The organism is Porcibacter vitabionis (assembly GCF_046263795.1).
In the GTDB taxonomy this organism is placed as follows: domain Bacteria; phylum Bacillota; class Clostridia; order Lachnospirales; family Lachnospiraceae; genus Lachnocurva.
In genome coordinates this window covers 26063-41668 of sequence record NZ_JBJYZD010000004.1, presented here as the reverse complement: position 1 = coordinate 41668, position 15606 = coordinate 26063, and the positions used below count along the sequence as shown (strand labels likewise).

The following is a 15606-nucleotide window of genomic DNA, read 5'->3' as shown; positions in this document are numbered from 1 at the left end:
GTTTTATTGCTGGTCAAAAGGTTTGTCACTGACTCCATATTGGGTTTTTACGTCCATTCCCGCTTTCAAAGGAGTCATACAGGTCCTGACATTGGGCTCGCCATCGACGACCATGACGCAGTCGGTACATCTGCCGATCGCACAGAAGATGCCTCTCGGCTTATGCTGTTTCATGGTATACCTGTGTACCATGACGCCGTTCGCTTTTAAGGCAGCTGCGATCGGTTCCCCCTCATATCCCTGCATTTCTTTCCCATCGTAGAGAAATGTCACGACTTTTTTGCCCTCATTCTGTTCGCCGAGAATGGGATGCACTGCAATCCTTCCTGCCATCTCTTACTCCTTTCCATACAAAAAAGGCGCCGCAAGATTTTCTCGCGACGCCTTTGTCAGTTGCATTTCTATTATCATATCACTTGCAGCAGGATCCTTATTGTCGATTCCCTGCTGCTTCTTGAATTAGCTGTATGCTAAAACGAAAGAGGATTCATTGATTGTATTTTTCGGAAGTGCTTTTTCAATTATCTTATGTGGGGAAACCCGGGTCGTGGGCGTAGGCGGCTCTCTTCTGATAATTGCCCTTTTTGACCAGTTTCTTATATTGGCCCGGCGTAAGGCCGAGATACTTCCGAAAGTCCCGGATACATTGGGCCTGGTCATAATAGCCGAGAGTGGCTGCCCAGTCACAAGCCTTCTCATCGAAGCCATAGTTTAAAAATTCAATCGCCCGCTGGAGACGGAGGATATTGCAGAAGATTTTGGGTGAAAAGCCCATTTCCTCCTGGAAGATTTTTCGGATATAGCGATCACTGTAGCCGGTTTTTTCGGCCAGATCAAAAATCCGGATCTGGCCGTCATTTTGATAGATCATATCGCAGACACATTCGAAGAGAGCCTCCTTGCCGAAGGGCTCCGGAGCTTTTTGATCCAGTTTCGAATATTCTTCCAGAAAGAAGTGCATCCGATCCAAAAACGCCTTTTTTTCTGCCAGACCTTGGAAATCAAAGCTTTTCGGGTAATATTCTTCCAGTGGGAAATGCAGACCGATCAGATCTTTCTGATGAAGAGCAAGTCCGGTGGGGTGGATGCCCGGCATGAAACGGACCCCGAAAACGTCCGTGGCATTTGTCAGACAGTCATCAATGGGCGAAAGAGGAGTACCGTTGACGAAAGATTTCATGCCATTTTCCCTATAAGAAAAGACAAAGTCGATCGATCCGTTCGGAATCATTCGAAGGGGAATGCCCTTTTTCTTTTTCATCATATAGAAATGAGAGATCCCGTCTTTTCGATAGGACTCCTGGATAAACTCCTCGCTGTTTAAGACAAAGAAGGGCTGGGTGGATCTTAATTTTTCTCTTTTCCAATTATGATTTTCCATTGCAAAATCCCTCCCGGACGGATGACGGATCCTATGAAAAAAACCTGCAGCCGGTCAAGAGGTCATCCTGCCTTTCGAAAGGAGTCTTTTGCCGGCACATGATACTGGCATTATCTTATGCTTTCACCATGCTGATTGCAATTCATAGTTGTTCCGAAAATTACAATCAATTTCATCCATTCAATGTGACAATACTTCGCAAGTAAAGAAGAAAGAGACAAAGACGTCTTGGTCGTCAGGTGTTGATTCGCCGGCGGCCGGGCGTCTTTTTTGATTTCTGACAGGAAAAAAAGGATGCGTGAATATCCGATGGAAAAGGAGGAAAGATGCGATGAGTGAATATCCGGCAGTTGACTTTCTGTTTTTAAATGAAGAGGACATGGTAAAGGCTGGTGTTACCGATATGCATGCCTGCGCCGATGCCATGGAAGAAGTTCTGAAACTTCTGGACATGGGGGACTTCATGATGGGTGGCGAAAACCATTATTCTCATGGAACCAAACTTGCCTTCCCGGAGGAATCTCCTTTTCCGGAAATGCCTTCCGGCAAGGGCGAAGATCGGAGATTCATGGCCATGCCTGCCTACATCGGCGGCCCTTTTGACAATGCCGGTGTGAAATGGTACGGCTCTAATATGGAGAATAAGAAGAAGGGCCTGCCCAGGTCTATCCTTATGTTTACCCTGACAGACAAGGATACCGGAGCGCCCAAGGCTTTCATGTCAGCCAACCTGATCAGCGCCTACCGGACCGGTGCTACTTCCGGTGCCGGTTTACGGCATCTGGCCAGAAAGGATTCCAGAATTGCCGGGATCTGCGGACCCGGTGTTATTGGTAGAACGACCTTCGAAGCAATTATGGACGCCTGCCCGGACATTGAACTTGTGAAGATCAAGGGAAGAAGTCAGAAAGGCATCGATGAATTCATGGAATTCGCCAAGGAGAAATATCCGGATCTTAAGGTTGAGAAGGTAGACAGCCTGGAGGCTTGTGTCAGAGATTCGGATGTCGTTGCCTTTGCAGCGACCAGTGGACATGACTTAAGCAAATATCCCAAGGTTGAAAAAGAATGGGTCAAGAAGGGATGTACGATCGCCTGTCCGGGCGGTGTCGAATTCGACAAGGATTTCCTGGTGAAGGATTGTACTTTGGCAGTAGATGCACTGGGCCTTTATAAGGCATGGGCCAGTGAATTCCCCTATCCTACTTATGGAAATGTCACTATGGTCGGAACAAAGTTCATGGATATGGAGCATGAAGGACTGATCACAGATGATGACATCAAGGATGTTGGAAAGATCTTGAATGGAAAACAGAAAGCCAGAGAGAGTGACGATGAGATCATTATCTATTCGGTTGGCGGTATGCCGGTCGAGGATGTTGCCTGGGCAAGCGTATGTTATAAGAAAGCTTTGAAAGAAGGGATCGGCACATCCCTTCATCTCTGGGACAAGCCTTTGATGGCATAAAGAGAGTTACTGCATGGCATGACTTGTGAAGCGGTGGAGCCACGCGTTATTTAAAAATAGACAGATCAGGCAAGGGAGCCGTCGAATGGACGTCATTCGGCGGCTCTTTCTTATTTAAATCAGGAAAGGAGAAGCGGTATGAAACACATCGTTATCACCATTGGATGCGAATACGGCGCAGGCGGACCCGAGATCGGACAGATGCTGGCAAAAGCACTTGGCATCGAATATTACGACAGGGATCTGGTGGATAAGGTGGTTCAGGAAATCGGCGTGGAAAAGGATCTGGTCGAGAAAGCAGACCGGGAGAAGGGAGTCCATTATTCCTTTGACACATCTCTCGGCCCACGCTATGCCAATCTGACAAACCGGGTTATTTCGGCCCAGTTTGAAGTGATCCACAAATTCGCTGAGAAATCTTCCTGTGTCATTATCGGACGAAGCAGCGATTACATCCTGAAAGACCGGGATGATGTGCTGAATATTTTTATTTATGCACCGGAAGATGTCCGGGTCCGTGCCGTCATGGATCTGAAGAAAGTCAATCAGGCAAAGGCCAAAGAACTGGTTTCTTATAACGATGAACAGAATCATGCCAGACATAAGTATATTACGGGAACCTATCGGGGCGACCGGAGAAACCGCCATATCCTGATTGACAGCAGCCTCCTTGGCTGGGAGAAGACGGCACAGTATCTCCTTATGTTAGTTGAAATGCTGGAAGAGAAAGGAGTATAAGCTATGCAGAATAAGAAGAAGTCAAATTTCGACCGGGTTTTCAGTTCCTGGGATATTCTTGTGATTGCTTTCGGCGCAATGATTGGCTGGGGCTGGGTCGTTCAGTCCGGGGACTGGATCGAGAAAGCCGGAGTTATCGGTGCCATGCTTGGATTTCTCCTGGGCGGTGTCATGATCTTCTTTATCGGTCTGACCTATGCAGAGCTGACACCGGCTATGCCGGAGTGCGGCGGTGAACATGTCTTTTCGATGAGAGCCATGGGGCCTTATGGTTCCTTTGTATGTACCTGGGCCATTATTCTCGGCTATGTCAGTGTTGTATGTTTTGAGGCCTGCGCTTTCCCGACCATCATAAGCTACCTCTGGCCCGGTTTTCTGAAGGGCTATATGTATACGGTGGCAGGTTTTGATATCTATGCTTCCTGGGTAGCCGTTGCTGTGATCTTTGCCTTCCTTATTACGATCATTAATCTGATGGGTGCGAAAACAGCGGCCATTCTGCAGACCATTCTTACTGTTGCCATCGGAGCTGCAGGCATTGCGCTTGTCGTTGCCTCCCTCTTTTCCGGCCAGCCCTCCAATCTGGACGGTCAGGTCTTCCATGGGGCATCTTCCGGCAGTATCTTCGGCAATATTGTAAGAGTAGCAGCAGTCAGTCCTTTCTTCTTCATCGGATTTGATGTCATTCCGCAGGCGGCAGAGGAGATCAATGTTCCTTTGAAAAAAATCGGAAAGATGCTTCTTCTCTCGATTGTGCTTGCGATTTCTTTCTATGCGCTTGTCATCTTTGCAGTCGGCTATGTCATGGATTCGAAGTCCATCGTTGATTCCTATGCAACGACCGGCCTGGTTACAGCAGATGCCATGGCAAAGGCTTTCCACAGTGAGGCCATGTCCAAAGTCATTATTATCGCTGGTATGTGTGGTATCGTAACAAGCTGGAACTCCTTTATGCTGGGCGGCAGCCGGGCAATTTTCTCCATGGCTGAGTCCTATATGGTTCCCCGGGTCTTTAAGAAATTAAGCCCAAAGCATAAGACACCGACGACAGCGATCTGGCTGATTGGCATCTTAAGCATGCTGGCTCCCTTTGCAGGAAGAAAGATGCTGGTCTGGGTTTCCGATGCAGGTAACTTCGGATGTGTCCTTGCTTACTTTATGGTCTCACTTTCCTTCCTGATCTTAAGAAAAAAGGAACCCACGATGCCAAGACCTTACAAGGTAAAATTTGGCAAAGCTGCAGGTGCTCTTGCCGTTCTGATGTCCGGTATCATGCTGATCCTCTATATCTACCCCGCTTCCGGAGCAGCCCTGGCACCGCAGGAATGGTTGATTGCCGGTCTCTGGTTTGTTCTCGGTATCTTCTTTATTATCGGATGCAAGATGAAGTACCAGGACAAGTTCGGCTATTATGCACCGCTGAATGAAATGTTGACCGACAGGGAAGCAAGTGCAGACATCGAAGGAGAAACGGGCGCAGTTGTCTGGAATGTAGAAGGGGCTATGGAACAGGCAGAATCGGAAACTGCCGAGATCCCTGTCATGGCAGAAAGCTTCCGTTATTTCCTTCCGGTCAATATTCATTTCGGAGCAGGTCAGGTGATGGAGACCGGAAAACTGGCCAGTGCTTATGGAAAGAAAGCCCTGATCGTCTGCGGAGGCTCCAGCGCGAAGAAATCCGGTCTTCTGGATAAGGTCAAAGGACTTCTGGAAGATTGTGGTATGACAACAGTGCTTTTTGATAAGGTCACACCGAATCCCCTGACGACGACTGCTTTGGAAGGCGCCAAAGTGGCAAAAGAAAATGGAAGCGAGGTCGTTGTTGCCGTCGGTGGCGGAAGTGTTATGGATTGTGCCAAAGCCATTGCCTTTATGGCTATGAATGGCGGAGACCTGTCGGATTATATCTTCGGCAGAAAAGAAGGAGATCGGGCTCTGCCCCTGATCTTAATTCCGACGACCTGTGGTACCGGTTCGGAAGCCAATGGTTTTGCGGTACTTACGGACCCGAAGACCGGCGATAAGAAGTCGCTTCGTACATCGGCGATTGTTGCCAAGGATTCCATTGTGGATCCGGACCTTATGAAGACTATGCCGAAGAGTGTCCTGGCTTCGGTTGGCTTTGATGCTCTGTGTCATTGCATGGAGGCCTATACAGCAAGACAGGCTCAGCCTCTGACGGATGCGCTCTGTCTCTATGCGATCCCTTTGATTTCGGAGAATTTGGTGAAACTCTACAAGGGTGAGGCAAGTGATGATGCATGGGCAGCACTGACGCTTGGGTCTACATTTGGAGGTATGGTCATCAATACTGCGGGCGTAAGCCTTGCCCATGGCATGGAGCATCCGGTCAGCGGCAAGACCAATGCGGTTCATGGAAAGGGACTGGCAGCTCTGGCTCCGGTGGTGATAGAAGCGGAATACCGGCATAACCGGGTGAAATTCGGCCGGCTGGCTCGAATTCTGGGTGGTTTTACGGCAGAGGATTGCCCGATGAAGATCCGGGCCCTGCTTCGGGAACTGGATCTTGATATGAGTCTGAAGGATCTGGGCATAAAGGAAGCGGACATCCCCTGGCTGACGGAAAACTGCCTGAAGGTGTCCGCTGGAAATATTATCAATACTCCGGGTAAATTCACGAAAGAAGATATCGCAGAGCTGTATCGGAAGGCAATGTGAATCAGGCTTCGGCAGAGAAGTGAGAACCTTGTGAGACCGCCTGTACATGTTTGTTCTGATCCTCGAAAGTCTTTGCCATCATGGACTGCATGACTTTCGAATAAAGAGCCGGATCCTTCTCCTTCAGAAGAGAAAGCTCGGAACTGGATAGATCGTCACCGCGGCTAACTTTATCAAGAATTGCATTCAGCTCGTTATTTTCCTTGGTCTCACTTAAACTGTCAGATTGATTTTTTTTCACACTCTTCAGTTCTTCTGCTTCAGAAAACTCTGTACCGGATCCGACCATCGCCTGTTCGGATTCCGCCTTCGAAGAATTCTTCTGCTGGGAGGAATCCCTGCCGGAACGAACGCCGGAAGATTTTCCGGAAGGCATGGAAACGGATTTTGCCGCTTCTGCTGTTGCCGGAGGAATAGAAGTCTGATGATTTGCCTGTGCCCGATTTGCATTCACAGCATCTGCATGCACCTTTACAGCTTCCCACTTGCTCTGCATATCACTTGTTTCAATATAATTGCCACCTTCAATGGATGCAATGGAACCTACATTCGCCATAATGACCTCCCATAATCATTGTTAAGATGATAGAAATCCTTTGTAAATACTCTTTAACAAGGGTCCACAAGAGGAATGGAATTGTCTAATGCTTATGACTCACGATTCTGATTCCACTCCTACTGCCATTATCGGCGGGAGGGTTTGGGGATATAAGTGAAAAAAGATATGAATGGATGAAAATGGAATGGAAAAAATTAAGGACCTGCCCGGATGGGCAGGTCCTTTCTTACTTACTTGAATCAATAAGCTCAGGCATTGCTGTATTCCCTGGCTTATGCATCTGACCGGGTATAGATCTATGATTCCCTTGGTTTATGCATCTGACCGGGCCTAGCTCTATGATTCCCGGAATTTACGCATCCGACCGGGCGTAGCTGTTCTTCATAGAATTACTGCTTTCGTAGAGGACATGGTTCAGGGTCTGGGTGGCTTCTTTTTGAATCATATCTGCGACTTCCTGGTTGACCTTTTCGAAGAAATCCTTACGGATGAGGGCAGGATCTTTTTGGATCTTAGCGTCGGCTCGGTTTAAGATTTCATGGGATTTCGCATTGACGGATTCGTTATAGCGTTCGATCCAGTTGATGTTGCCCTTATAATTTGCATCGGTCAGGGCGGCAATCAGCCGGCTGGTCCAGTAGAAACTCTCTGTAGAGACATCTCCTGTTGTGGAATTCAGATAAGCCGGGGTCTGGTCTACATTTATAAAAAATGGCACCATGGCATTGAAGGCGTTGGAAGCGAAAGCCAGCCATTCAATGGCACGGGAGCCGGCGGGCATATAGGGCCGGATTTGGACAAAGCCGAGGAAATCGTTGCGATTGATGCCAATCGACCGATAGGCACCGCGCATGGATGGATCACCGTAGCTCCCATAGGGATCGTAGGGGGTTCCCTGATAATGGGAGGAGAGAACGTACTTTACGTCTTCCGGTGTAATCAGATGCTCCGGCGTCATATTCCATGGGAGATGGTCGGATTCCGGTTTCATCTGGGCATTGGGTCCGTCAAAGGTAAATTGACTGCCGTTAAAGAAGCGAAGCATGAACCATGCTCGGGGCGTATTGTAGACGTGATCTGCATCGTCATGGCTCCCGAAGGCATTTCTTGCCTTGAAGTGACTCGGCTCGTCGTGGCTCAGATTCAAATGATTCTTCTCGATGAAGGCCCAGAGGTCTTTCGAGCAGAGGTTTTCTTTGCCTTCCTTCATGGCATCATCGATATCAAAGAGATCGATGCCCTGCTGATTGGGCATGACGACATAATCCGTATCGGGAACTCTTTTTGCGATCCAGTGATGACCGCCGATGGTTTCCAGCCACCAGATCTCGTCGGAATCCGAGAAAGCAATTCCGTTCATCTCATAGGTGCCGTACTTTTCCAAAAGATGTCCCAGGCGGAGGACACCTTCGCGAGCGCTGTGGATATAGGGAAGAACAAGGACAACGAGGTCTTCTTCACCAATGCCGCCGGCTTTTTCGGGCTGGTTTTTCGCAGCTTTCTCATAGACAACAAGAGGGTCTGCGCCGAGTACTCTGGCATTGCTGGTGATGGTCTCGGTTGCCGTCATGGCAACTTCTGCCTCATTGACACCACATGCGGCCCAGATGCCTTCGCCGTCAATTGCATTGGGAACGGCGGTATATGCCATGGGATCCTCAGGGAGAGGGATCTCTACGTGGGAGATCACAGAGCGGTAAAGCCTGGGCTGGTCTTCGGGCTTTACCATGACAAATTTCTTTGGCATAAATACGCCGGATGGGGAATCGTCATTTCTTGCGATCATGGTGGATCCGTCGTAAGATGCCTTTTTCCCGACTAGAATGGTTGTACAGGACATAGGATACCTCCTTTATTTTTTCTATCATATTTAGCAATCAATGGAAAATGCTTTGATTGCTGAGGCGATCATCTCTTCACGGATCATTCTAAGGGTTTGCCTGGGAAAGTACAACTATTATAGAAAAACAATAAAATGATGACTTTCGCTCTCCGGCATCTCATTCTAAGCGGATGGAAGCCGGTCAGGGCAGACATTCCAGGCCGGGCATTGATTTTCCACAGGAAATCAAGTAGGTTAGTAGGCAGAAACCATAAAAAACCAGAGCATAAAAAACCAGAGCATAAAAAACCAGAGCGAACAGGTAGAAAACATGATCAGTGATGAAATCAGAGAACAGCATAAGAAGTTGAAGAATGCGCCACTTCGGAAGAAACTTTCCTATTTCTTTCATTATTATTTTTTGTGGACAGTACTTATCATTGCGGTTGCAGTTTTCATAATCCTTTTGGCGAAAGCCTTTCTACAGCGTAAGACAAACGCTTTCTCAGCAGTCTTTCTGAATTCCGAAACGAATGATGCCAATCAGGGGGATACTCTGAAAAAGACTTTGAATAAGACCTGGGATTTGTCTTCCCGCGAGGCCATAGATCTGGATTTTACCAGTACTTTGACTCCGGGCGGAAGTCAGGACGAGACGGATATGGGGACGATCACAAAGCTTGCTGCCGCCGTCCGCGAGAAAAGTCTGGATGCTATGGTTTGTGATGCCTGGAATTTCAACCATCTTGCCGGTCAGTCCATGTTCTCTGATCTTAGAAAGCATTTGTCGGAGGAAGAACTCATTCATTTGCAGGGCAGGATTTACTATATCGACGGGGCGGCTTTAAATAAAACTTTAGATAAGAAGGAAGCCAAAACTTTCGAATCCCGCGAGGATTTTAAACTTCCTGATCCAACGAGTATGAAGGATCCGATTCCGGTTGGCGTGATCCTTTCTGACAGCTCCTACTTCAAAGACAACTCTCTCTATCAAAAGACCGTTCCGATCTTCGGCTTTACCAATACCGGAAAACATGGGAATCGTGCGAAGGATCTCTTGTCCATTCTTTTAAAATGATGATTACAGTGTCAAAAGTCTGCTCACAGGGCATGCTTGCATGCCCTTTCAATCAGCCGGTAGCGGAGGAAGCAACAGTTCCCCGGTTGACAAAGAAAGCTTTCCTTGCTATATTGTAGCTGTAAATGTAAGTGCTTACATCTTGCTTTGAGGAAGGGGTATTTGATGACAAACGGTGTGGTTGCTTTCGGGGAAATCCTTATGAGACTTAGCCCGGATGGCTATAGTAGATTTAAAACAGCTGACAGATATGATGTGTATTTTGGAGGAGCAGAAGCAAACTCCGCGGAAACGCTTTCACAACTTGGAATTGAATCCAGATTTGTGACCAAGCTTCCGGCCAATGCACTTGGTGATGGGGCAGTTACCTCTCTGAATCGTTTCGGTGTGGACACATCCTTTATTGTAAGAGGGGGAGATCGAATTGGTCTGTATTTCCTGGAAAGCGGGACCGCGCAGAGGCCGGCTATGACGATCTATGACAGAGCGGGTTCTGCCATGGCCGAGGCAGAGACATCTGATTTCAACTGGGATCAGATCTTTGAAGGCGCAGATTGGTTTCAGTTCTCTGGAATTACACCCGCTCTCTCGGATGAGATGGCAGAGTGTACGCTTCTGGCTTTGAAAAAAGCAAAGGAGAAGGGGCTTACAACATCCTGCGATCTGAACTATCGCTCCAAGATGTGGGCACCGGAAAAAGCCAGAGAGGTCATGGGAAAGCTCCTTCCTTTCGTGGATTATTTCATTGCAAATGACAAGGATGTTCTGGGAATCTATGATAATCATACCTGGACGGAGAGTGATCCGAAGAAACGGGCAGAAGAGATGGAGATCTGGCTGACCGAGCAATTCGGATTCAAGGCTGCGACCATAATTCTTGTGGTAAGTGATGAGCTGAAACGAAAGGGTACATGGGCTTCCCTCTATGAGAATGGAAAGTTCTATTCATCTCCCTTCTTTCTCGCAGACATGGTAGAATCGGTCGGAGCCGGCGACACCTATGCGGGAGCTTTTATTGCAGCCAGAAAAAAGGGCATGACGGATCAGGATGCGGTCAACTATTCCGCAGCCACATCTGCTTTGAAATTCTCTGTGCCAGGGGATGCCAACATTCTCAATGAGAAGGAAGTATTGGCATTGGTGAATCGGTCAGCAGATGATTGGATCAGCAGATGATTGGATCAGCAGATAAAGGGATCAGCAGATAAATGGATCAGCAGATGATCAGCAGATGGCCGAGCAGATTCGTTCTGAATCAGAAATGGGGTGGATTTTCCACCCCATTATTTAATAGCCCTTATAATTTTTGATATCGGTCTTTCCTCTCAGGTTTCGATAAGCCCGCGGGGAGAGGCCGTACATTTTTTTGAAGACATCTTTGAAGTAATTACTATCAGAGAAACCGCAGTTCATAGCCACGTCCGTAATGCTGTGCCTTGTGGAGCAAAGCTCGACAGAAGCAGCCTCCAATCTGACATAATTCAAGAATTCCTTCATCCCCATGCCGGTGACCTGGTTGAATTTCCTGGAAAAATAAGAAGGGGACAGTCCTGCCATGGCAGACATGGATGCCAGGGTGATCTTTTCAGAATAGTGCTCGCTGATGTAATGCGAAACTTTTATGATATCGCTGTCTCCAGATTTCGCGCTGGGCTCGTCCATATGGTCATAATGAAAAATTCCGAATCTGGAAAGGTTTAATAAAAACTGACGGAAGATGAGCTTCATCATTACCGGTGTGTTTTCATCGTCAATTTTCTCCTCCGACAGCATCTGGTCGATGGAGTGTTCCGCCAGATCCCGGTAAGAGGAGGGCAGGTGGATCTTCACAATGCGAAGCAGACGATTCTCCAGCTCCGGAAAAAACGGCTCTCCATTATCCATGAGATCAGAATCCCGAAAGTAGATATTGATCCGGACTGTCGTGGTCAGGTAATTGTTGAAATGGACATTTCCCGGAGGTATGATCAGCATTTCTCCGGGGGACAGGTCGCAGAGGTCTCCATTGATAAAGAAACGGCAGTTTCCCTGTCTGACATAGAAACATTCATAATAATGATGAAAATGGTTCTCTACCATGTGATAGGACGATGCCCTGGTCTGGCTGTTTATATAGATTCGATCAATACTTAAATCTGAGACCCTCATAATTCCTCACATTTCACAAATGAAAGCATTTACATTAATACCACACTTGTATTATATAACAATAAAAGATAAAAAATCAGTAGTTTTCTTGTAATTTTGTATAGAATAAGGTATTTTTTATAATAGTTTGAGGCTATCCTATATAGCGTAAGGGAAATGGAAAAGCCTTAAGTAAACGCTTACACCGGCCGGACAGTAGACCCGGTGAAGAAGACAGGCTTGTTCCGTGATACAGATCGTATATGGAGGGAATTTGTATGAAAAAGAGAGTACTGTCAATTTTCCTTGCTGCAACCATGGCAGCTGGAGTCCTTGCAGGCTGTGGAAGCACAGGAGCAAAGAAGCAGAAAACCGAGAAGACAGCAAAGACTGAGACGAAGAAGGACAACGGCAAGGGATACGAAGACTGCACCCTGAAGATGGACTGGTGGGGCGGCGACTCCAGACATGAGGCTACCCAGAACGCAGTCAAGGGCTTTATGCAGAAGTATCCGGGAATCAATGTAGAAGTCAATTTCGGCGCATGGTCAGACTGGGAGACAGCAAAGGCAGCTGAGTACACTTCCGGAACAAACCCCGATGTACAGCAGACCAACTTCGACTGGATCGGCAAGTATGACGCATCCGGTGATACCTATCTGGATCTGAATAAGGTAAAAGATGCTCTGGATCTGACCCAGTGGTCAAAATCCGATCTTGATATGACAAAGGATGTTAAGGGTGGAATTGCAGGTATCCCGGTAGCAATGACGGGACGTCTCTTCTATTGGAATAAGGCAACCTGGGACAAAGCAGGACTGCAACTTCCGAAGTCCTTGGATGATTTAAAGGCTGCAGGCCCTGTATTCAAGGAAAAGCTTGGCGACAATTATTATCCTCTGGTTGTTGGCGAATATGACCGTGCAATTCTCATGACCTACTATTTACAGAATGAGACCGGCAAGCCGATCATCAGCAAGGACAGCAAGCTGAATTACACTGAGAAGGATTTCCAGAAGGGAATCAAGTTCATCCAGGATCTGGAAGACCAGCACGTTATTCCTTCTGAGAAGTATATCCAGGGCGAAGGTGCTGACTCCATGGATAAGTCCGCAAGATTCATCAATGGTGAATATGCCGGTATCTTCGAATGGGATACTGCAGCAGCCAAATACGTAGCAGCTCTTGGCGATGCAGCTTCGAACTTTGTTGTAGGCGGCGAACTTTCCGGACTGAAGCCTTACAGTAAGGTTTCCCTGATGTTCTCCATTTCCGCAAAGACCAAGCACCCTCATGAGGCAGCTCTTCTTCTGAACTACCTTCTGAACGATGAGGAAGGCGTTAAGGCAATGGGAACCCAGCGTGGTATTCCTGAGTCCAAGGCAGCTTACAAGACTCTGGAAGCAGCAGGAACTCTGGATAAGATGTCTGTTGATGCTCATAAGGCAGTTACTGATTCCAAGCCGCTGTCCTGGAATCCTCTCTTCGATGATTCTACTCTGAAGGGTGATGCAGGAACTGCTTATACCGATGTATTTGATCAGCTTTCCTACAAGCAGATCGATACTGACAAGGCAGCAACCAACCTCTTTAATGCTTACAAGGCTATCTGCAAGTAAGGAATAGCTGTTACAGACCAAAGAGGTAATGTAACGGCGGGCCTGCCGCAGGTAAAACTACGGCAGGCTCTTTTTTTTCTGAAAAAGTCGTTTTTCTCTCAGCCGACAAGCCACAAGTCTTATCAAAAGATGAGAAAGACAGGCTGTCCGGCATCTCCGGAAAAAGATTTTCTTTCAGTGGAGGTACTATTTTGAGCAAGAGTAAAAAGTTTCTCAAAGAGAATAAAGGATTCTGGTTTGTTCTTCTCTGGTTCATCGGTTTCTGTGTTTTCAAAGCATATCCTTTTCTTTCATCGCTTTATTACAGTTTTACCGATTACAATCTGTTTAAGGGAATCACGAAATTCACACTGGAAAACTACAAGAATGTTTTTGCCAATCCGGCAGAACGACAGGCTTTACTGGTAACTTTTAAATACGCTTTTATGACTGTTCCTTTGAAATTGGTTGCAGCACTTTTTATTGCCTATATCCTGAACTTTAAGCTGAAGGGCGTAAATTTCTTCCGTACTGCATACTATATTCCTTCGATCCTCGGCGGATCGGTCGCCATTGCAGTCCTCTGGAAGGCCCTGTTCAATGATGAAGGCCTGATCCGTACTGCATTTGGAAAACTCGGACTCAGTGCACCGCATTTCTTCACGAATCCCAACTGGGCACTCTTCATGATCTGTCTGCTCCGTGTATGGCAGTTTGGTTCTGCTATGGTTATTTTCCTGGCAGCTTTGAAAGGTGTGCCGACCGATCTCTATGAGGCAGCGGAGCTGGATGGAGCCGGCAAGTGGAAGCAATTTTTCCATGTAACCGTTCCGATTATCACACCGGTTATCTTCTATAATCTTGTTACACAGCTCGTTCAGGCATTCCAGGAATTCAACGGACCTTACATCATTACAAAGGGCGGCCCTCTTGGCGGAACGACCCTGATGTCACTTTTGATCTACAACAACGCTTTTACTTCCTATAATATGGGTAAGGCTTGCGCAGAGGCGTGGGTACTGTTTATCATCCTTATGATCTTTACAGCAATTGCATTCTGGAGCCAGAAACACTGGGTATTCTACCAGGATGATGCAGGGAGGTAAAAAGCAATGGCAAAAGTTATTACAGCCGGAGATTCTCCGGAGGAAATCGCAAGAATTTCCGAACAACAGCTGAGAATTCTTCGCAGAAGAAGAACAATTTCTTTGGTGATCCGATATTTCGTCCTGATCCTGGTAGGAATCTTCATGGTTTATCCTTTGATCTGGATGGTCGGAGCAACCTTTAAAACCAACAATGAGATCTTTACAACGCTGAATCCGATTCCGGCAAAGCCGACCTTGCAAGGCTATGTCGATGCGATGAACAGTTACGGCGGAGATATCAACATTTGGAAGGCTATGCTGAATACCTATTCCTATGTTGTTCCGGAAGTGATTTTCACCGTTATCTCTTCCACACTGACGGCCTATGGTTTTGCAAGATTTAAATTCAAGGGACACGATATTCTCTTTACTTTAATGATGGCAATGCTTTTCTTGCCTCAGGTTGTTCTGAATGTACCCCAGTACCTTCTCTACAACAAGTTCGGATGGGTAGGTTCTCCTTTCTATCTGGCAATGATCGTGCCGACCGCATTCGCAACAGAGACCTATTTCATCTTTATGCTGATCCAGTTCCTTCGTAACATTCCAAAGGATCTGGAAGAGGCAGCGGCAATCGATGGATGTAACGCATTCCAGACTCTGATCAAGATCATTGTGCCGATGCTGATGCCGGCCATCGTTTCCTGCGCCCTCTTTAAATTCATGTGGAGTTCCAATGACTTCCTCGGACCCCTGCTTTATGTGAAGACCCCGGCAAAGTATCCGGCAACCATCTTCGTAAAGCTGTCTATGGATTCCGATTCCGGATTCAACTGGAACCGGGTACTGGCTGTATCACTGATCTCCATTATTCCGAACATCGCAGTATTCTTTGCTGCACAGAACCAGTTCGTTGAAGGAATCAGCGCAGGCGGTGTCAAGGGCTAAGGTAAAATGAAAGCTTAGTGAAAGGTTCTTTTAGAATGATATTCTCGGGGGAGAATTGAAATTAAGAATATAGTATAGATTTGGCACGGCAGCTGCCGTGCCTTTTTAGAAGAGGCAGAG

13 protein-coding genes are annotated in these 15606 nt (G+C 47.1%); 8 read left to right on the top strand and 5 right to left on the bottom strand.

Annotation, left to right across the window (positions count from 1 at the left end; translation table 11 throughout):
• Positions 1–3: 3 nt before the first annotated feature.
• Together ACKX2L_RS04490 and ACKX2L_RS04485 are read right to left on the bottom strand one after the other, a co-directional pair.
• Positions 4–333, bottom strand: coding sequence for a (2Fe-2S)-binding protein (locus ACKX2L_RS04490; RefSeq protein ID WP_497550423.1), 330 nt, complete (start codon positions 331–333; stop codon positions 4–6).
• A 193-nt stretch (positions 334–526) separates the two neighbouring features.
• The gene (locus ACKX2L_RS04485; protein ID WP_497550422.1) at positions 527–1381 is read right to left on the bottom strand and encodes a helix-turn-helix domain-containing protein; all 855 of its coding nucleotides are present in this window, start codon (positions 1379–1381) and stop codon (positions 527–529) included.
• Between the two features lie 331 nt (positions 1382–1712).
• Between ACKX2L_RS04485 and ACKX2L_RS04480 the strand changes: the two genes are divergently transcribed.
• The 3 genes from ACKX2L_RS04480 to ACKX2L_RS04470 all read left to right on the top strand — a co-directional run bounded on the left by ACKX2L_RS04480 (position 1713) and on the right by ACKX2L_RS04470 (position 6266).
• Positions 1713–2849 (top strand): tyramine oxidase subunit B, encoded by a 1137-nt coding sequence (locus ACKX2L_RS04480; RefSeq protein ID WP_497550421.1) that lies wholly within the window; start codon positions 1713–1715, stop codon positions 2847–2849.
• 138 nt (positions 2850–2987) lie between these two features.
• The gene (locus ACKX2L_RS04475) at positions 2988–3587 is read left to right on the top strand and encodes a cytidylate kinase-like family protein (protein ID WP_497550420.1); all 600 of its coding nucleotides are present in this window, start codon (positions 2988–2990) and stop codon (positions 3585–3587) included.
• 3 nt (positions 3588–3590) lie between these two features.
• A complete protein-coding gene (locus tag ACKX2L_RS04470; protein WP_497552706.1) occupies positions 3591–6266 on the top strand; it encodes a bifunctional amino acid transporter/iron-containing alcohol dehydrogenase in 2676 nt (891 codons plus the stop codon).
• A 1-nt stretch (position 6267) separates the two neighbouring features.
• Here ACKX2L_RS04470 and ACKX2L_RS04465 read toward each other — a convergent pair whose 3' ends face one another.
• A complete protein-coding gene (locus ACKX2L_RS04465) occupies positions 6268–6822 on the bottom strand; it encodes a hypothetical protein (RefSeq protein ID WP_497552705.1) in 555 nt (184 codons plus the stop codon).
• 355 nt (positions 6823–7177) lie between these two features.
• The gene (locus tag ACKX2L_RS04460; protein ID WP_497552704.1) at positions 7178–8665 is read right to left on the bottom strand and encodes a C69 family dipeptidase; all 1488 of its coding nucleotides are present in this window, start codon (positions 8663–8665) and stop codon (positions 7178–7180) included.
• Between the two features lie 313 nt (positions 8666–8978).
• Here ACKX2L_RS04460 and ACKX2L_RS04455 point away from each other — a divergent pair, with 313 nt between their 5' ends.
• Positions 8979–9725 (top strand): hypothetical protein, encoded by a 747-nt coding sequence (locus ACKX2L_RS04455; RefSeq protein WP_497552703.1) that lies wholly within the window; start codon positions 8979–8981, stop codon positions 9723–9725.
• A gap of 165 nt (positions 9726–9890) precedes the next feature.
• Complete coding sequence (locus ACKX2L_RS04450; RefSeq protein ID WP_497550415.1) at positions 9891–10901, top strand: sugar kinase; 1011 nt, start codon at positions 9891–9893, stop codon at positions 10899–10901.
• Between the two features lie 111 nt (positions 10902–11012).
• On the opposite strand, the gene ACKX2L_RS04445 is transcribed toward ACKX2L_RS04450, so the two are convergent.
• Positions 11013–11873, bottom strand: coding sequence for an AraC family transcriptional regulator (locus tag ACKX2L_RS04445; RefSeq protein ID WP_497550414.1), 861 nt, complete (start codon positions 11871–11873; stop codon positions 11013–11015).
• 257 nt (positions 11874–12130) lie between these two features.
• Between ACKX2L_RS04445 and ACKX2L_RS04440 the strand changes: the two genes are divergently transcribed.
• From ACKX2L_RS04440 to ACKX2L_RS04430, 3 genes are all read left to right on the top strand, one after another.
• The gene (locus tag ACKX2L_RS04440) at positions 12131–13471 is read left to right on the top strand and encodes an ABC transporter substrate-binding protein (RefSeq protein WP_497550413.1); all 1341 of its coding nucleotides are present in this window, start codon (positions 12131–12133) and stop codon (positions 13469–13471) included.
• Between the two features lie 191 nt (positions 13472–13662).
• Positions 13663–14556: a carbohydrate ABC transporter permease gene (locus ACKX2L_RS04435; RefSeq protein WP_497550412.1), complete on the top strand. Its 894-nt coding sequence runs from the start codon at positions 13663–13665 to the stop codon at positions 14554–14556.
• A 6-nt stretch (positions 14557–14562) separates the two neighbouring features.
• Positions 14563–15486 (top strand): carbohydrate ABC transporter permease, encoded by a 924-nt coding sequence (locus ACKX2L_RS04430; protein ID WP_497550411.1) that lies wholly within the window; start codon positions 14563–14565, stop codon positions 15484–15486.
• Positions 15487–15606: the final 120 nt, after the last annotated feature.

Excerpts from the sequence above, each read along its gene's own strand:
- ACKX2L_RS04490 (WP_497550423.1), bottom strand. The coding sequence starts at position 333 with ATGGCAGGAAGGATTGCAGTGCATCCCATTCTCGGCGAACAGAATGAG.
- ACKX2L_RS04430 (WP_497550411.1), top strand. The coding sequence starts at position 14,563 with ATGGCAAAAGTTATTACAGCCGGAGATTCTCCGGAGGAAATCGCAAGA.
- ACKX2L_RS04460 (WP_497552704.1), bottom strand. The coding sequence starts at position 8,665 with ATGTCCTGTACAACCATTCTAGTCGGGAAAAAGGCATCTTACGACGGA.
- ACKX2L_RS04450 (WP_497550415.1), top strand. The coding sequence starts at position 9,891 with ATGACAAACGGTGTGGTTGCTTTCGGGGAAATCCTTATGAGACTTAGC.
- ACKX2L_RS04445 (WP_497550414.1), bottom strand. The coding sequence starts at position 11,873 with ATGAGGGTCTCAGATTTAAGTATTGATCGAATCTATATAAACAGCCAG.
- ACKX2L_RS04455 (WP_497552703.1), top strand. The coding sequence starts at position 8,979 with ATGATCAGTGATGAAATCAGAGAACAGCATAAGAAGTTGAAGAATGCG.
- ACKX2L_RS04470 (WP_497552706.1), top strand. The coding sequence starts at position 3,591 with ATGCAGAATAAGAAGAAGTCAAATTTCGACCGGGTTTTCAGTTCCTGG.
- ACKX2L_RS04440 (WP_497550413.1), top strand. The coding sequence starts at position 12,131 with ATGAAAAAGAGAGTACTGTCAATTTTCCTTGCTGCAACCATGGCAGCT.
- ACKX2L_RS04475 (WP_497550420.1), top strand. The coding sequence starts at position 2,988 with ATGAAACACATCGTTATCACCATTGGATGCGAATACGGCGCAGGCGGA.
- ACKX2L_RS04485 (WP_497550422.1), bottom strand. The coding sequence starts at position 1,381 with ATGGAAAATCATAATTGGAAAAGAGAAAAATTAAGATCCACCCAGCCC.
- ACKX2L_RS04465 (WP_497552705.1), bottom strand. The coding sequence starts at position 6,822 with ATGGCGAATGTAGGTTCCATTGCATCCATTGAAGGTGGCAATTATATT.
- ACKX2L_RS04480 (WP_497550421.1), top strand. The coding sequence starts at position 1,713 with ATGAGTGAATATCCGGCAGTTGACTTTCTGTTTTTAAATGAAGAGGAC.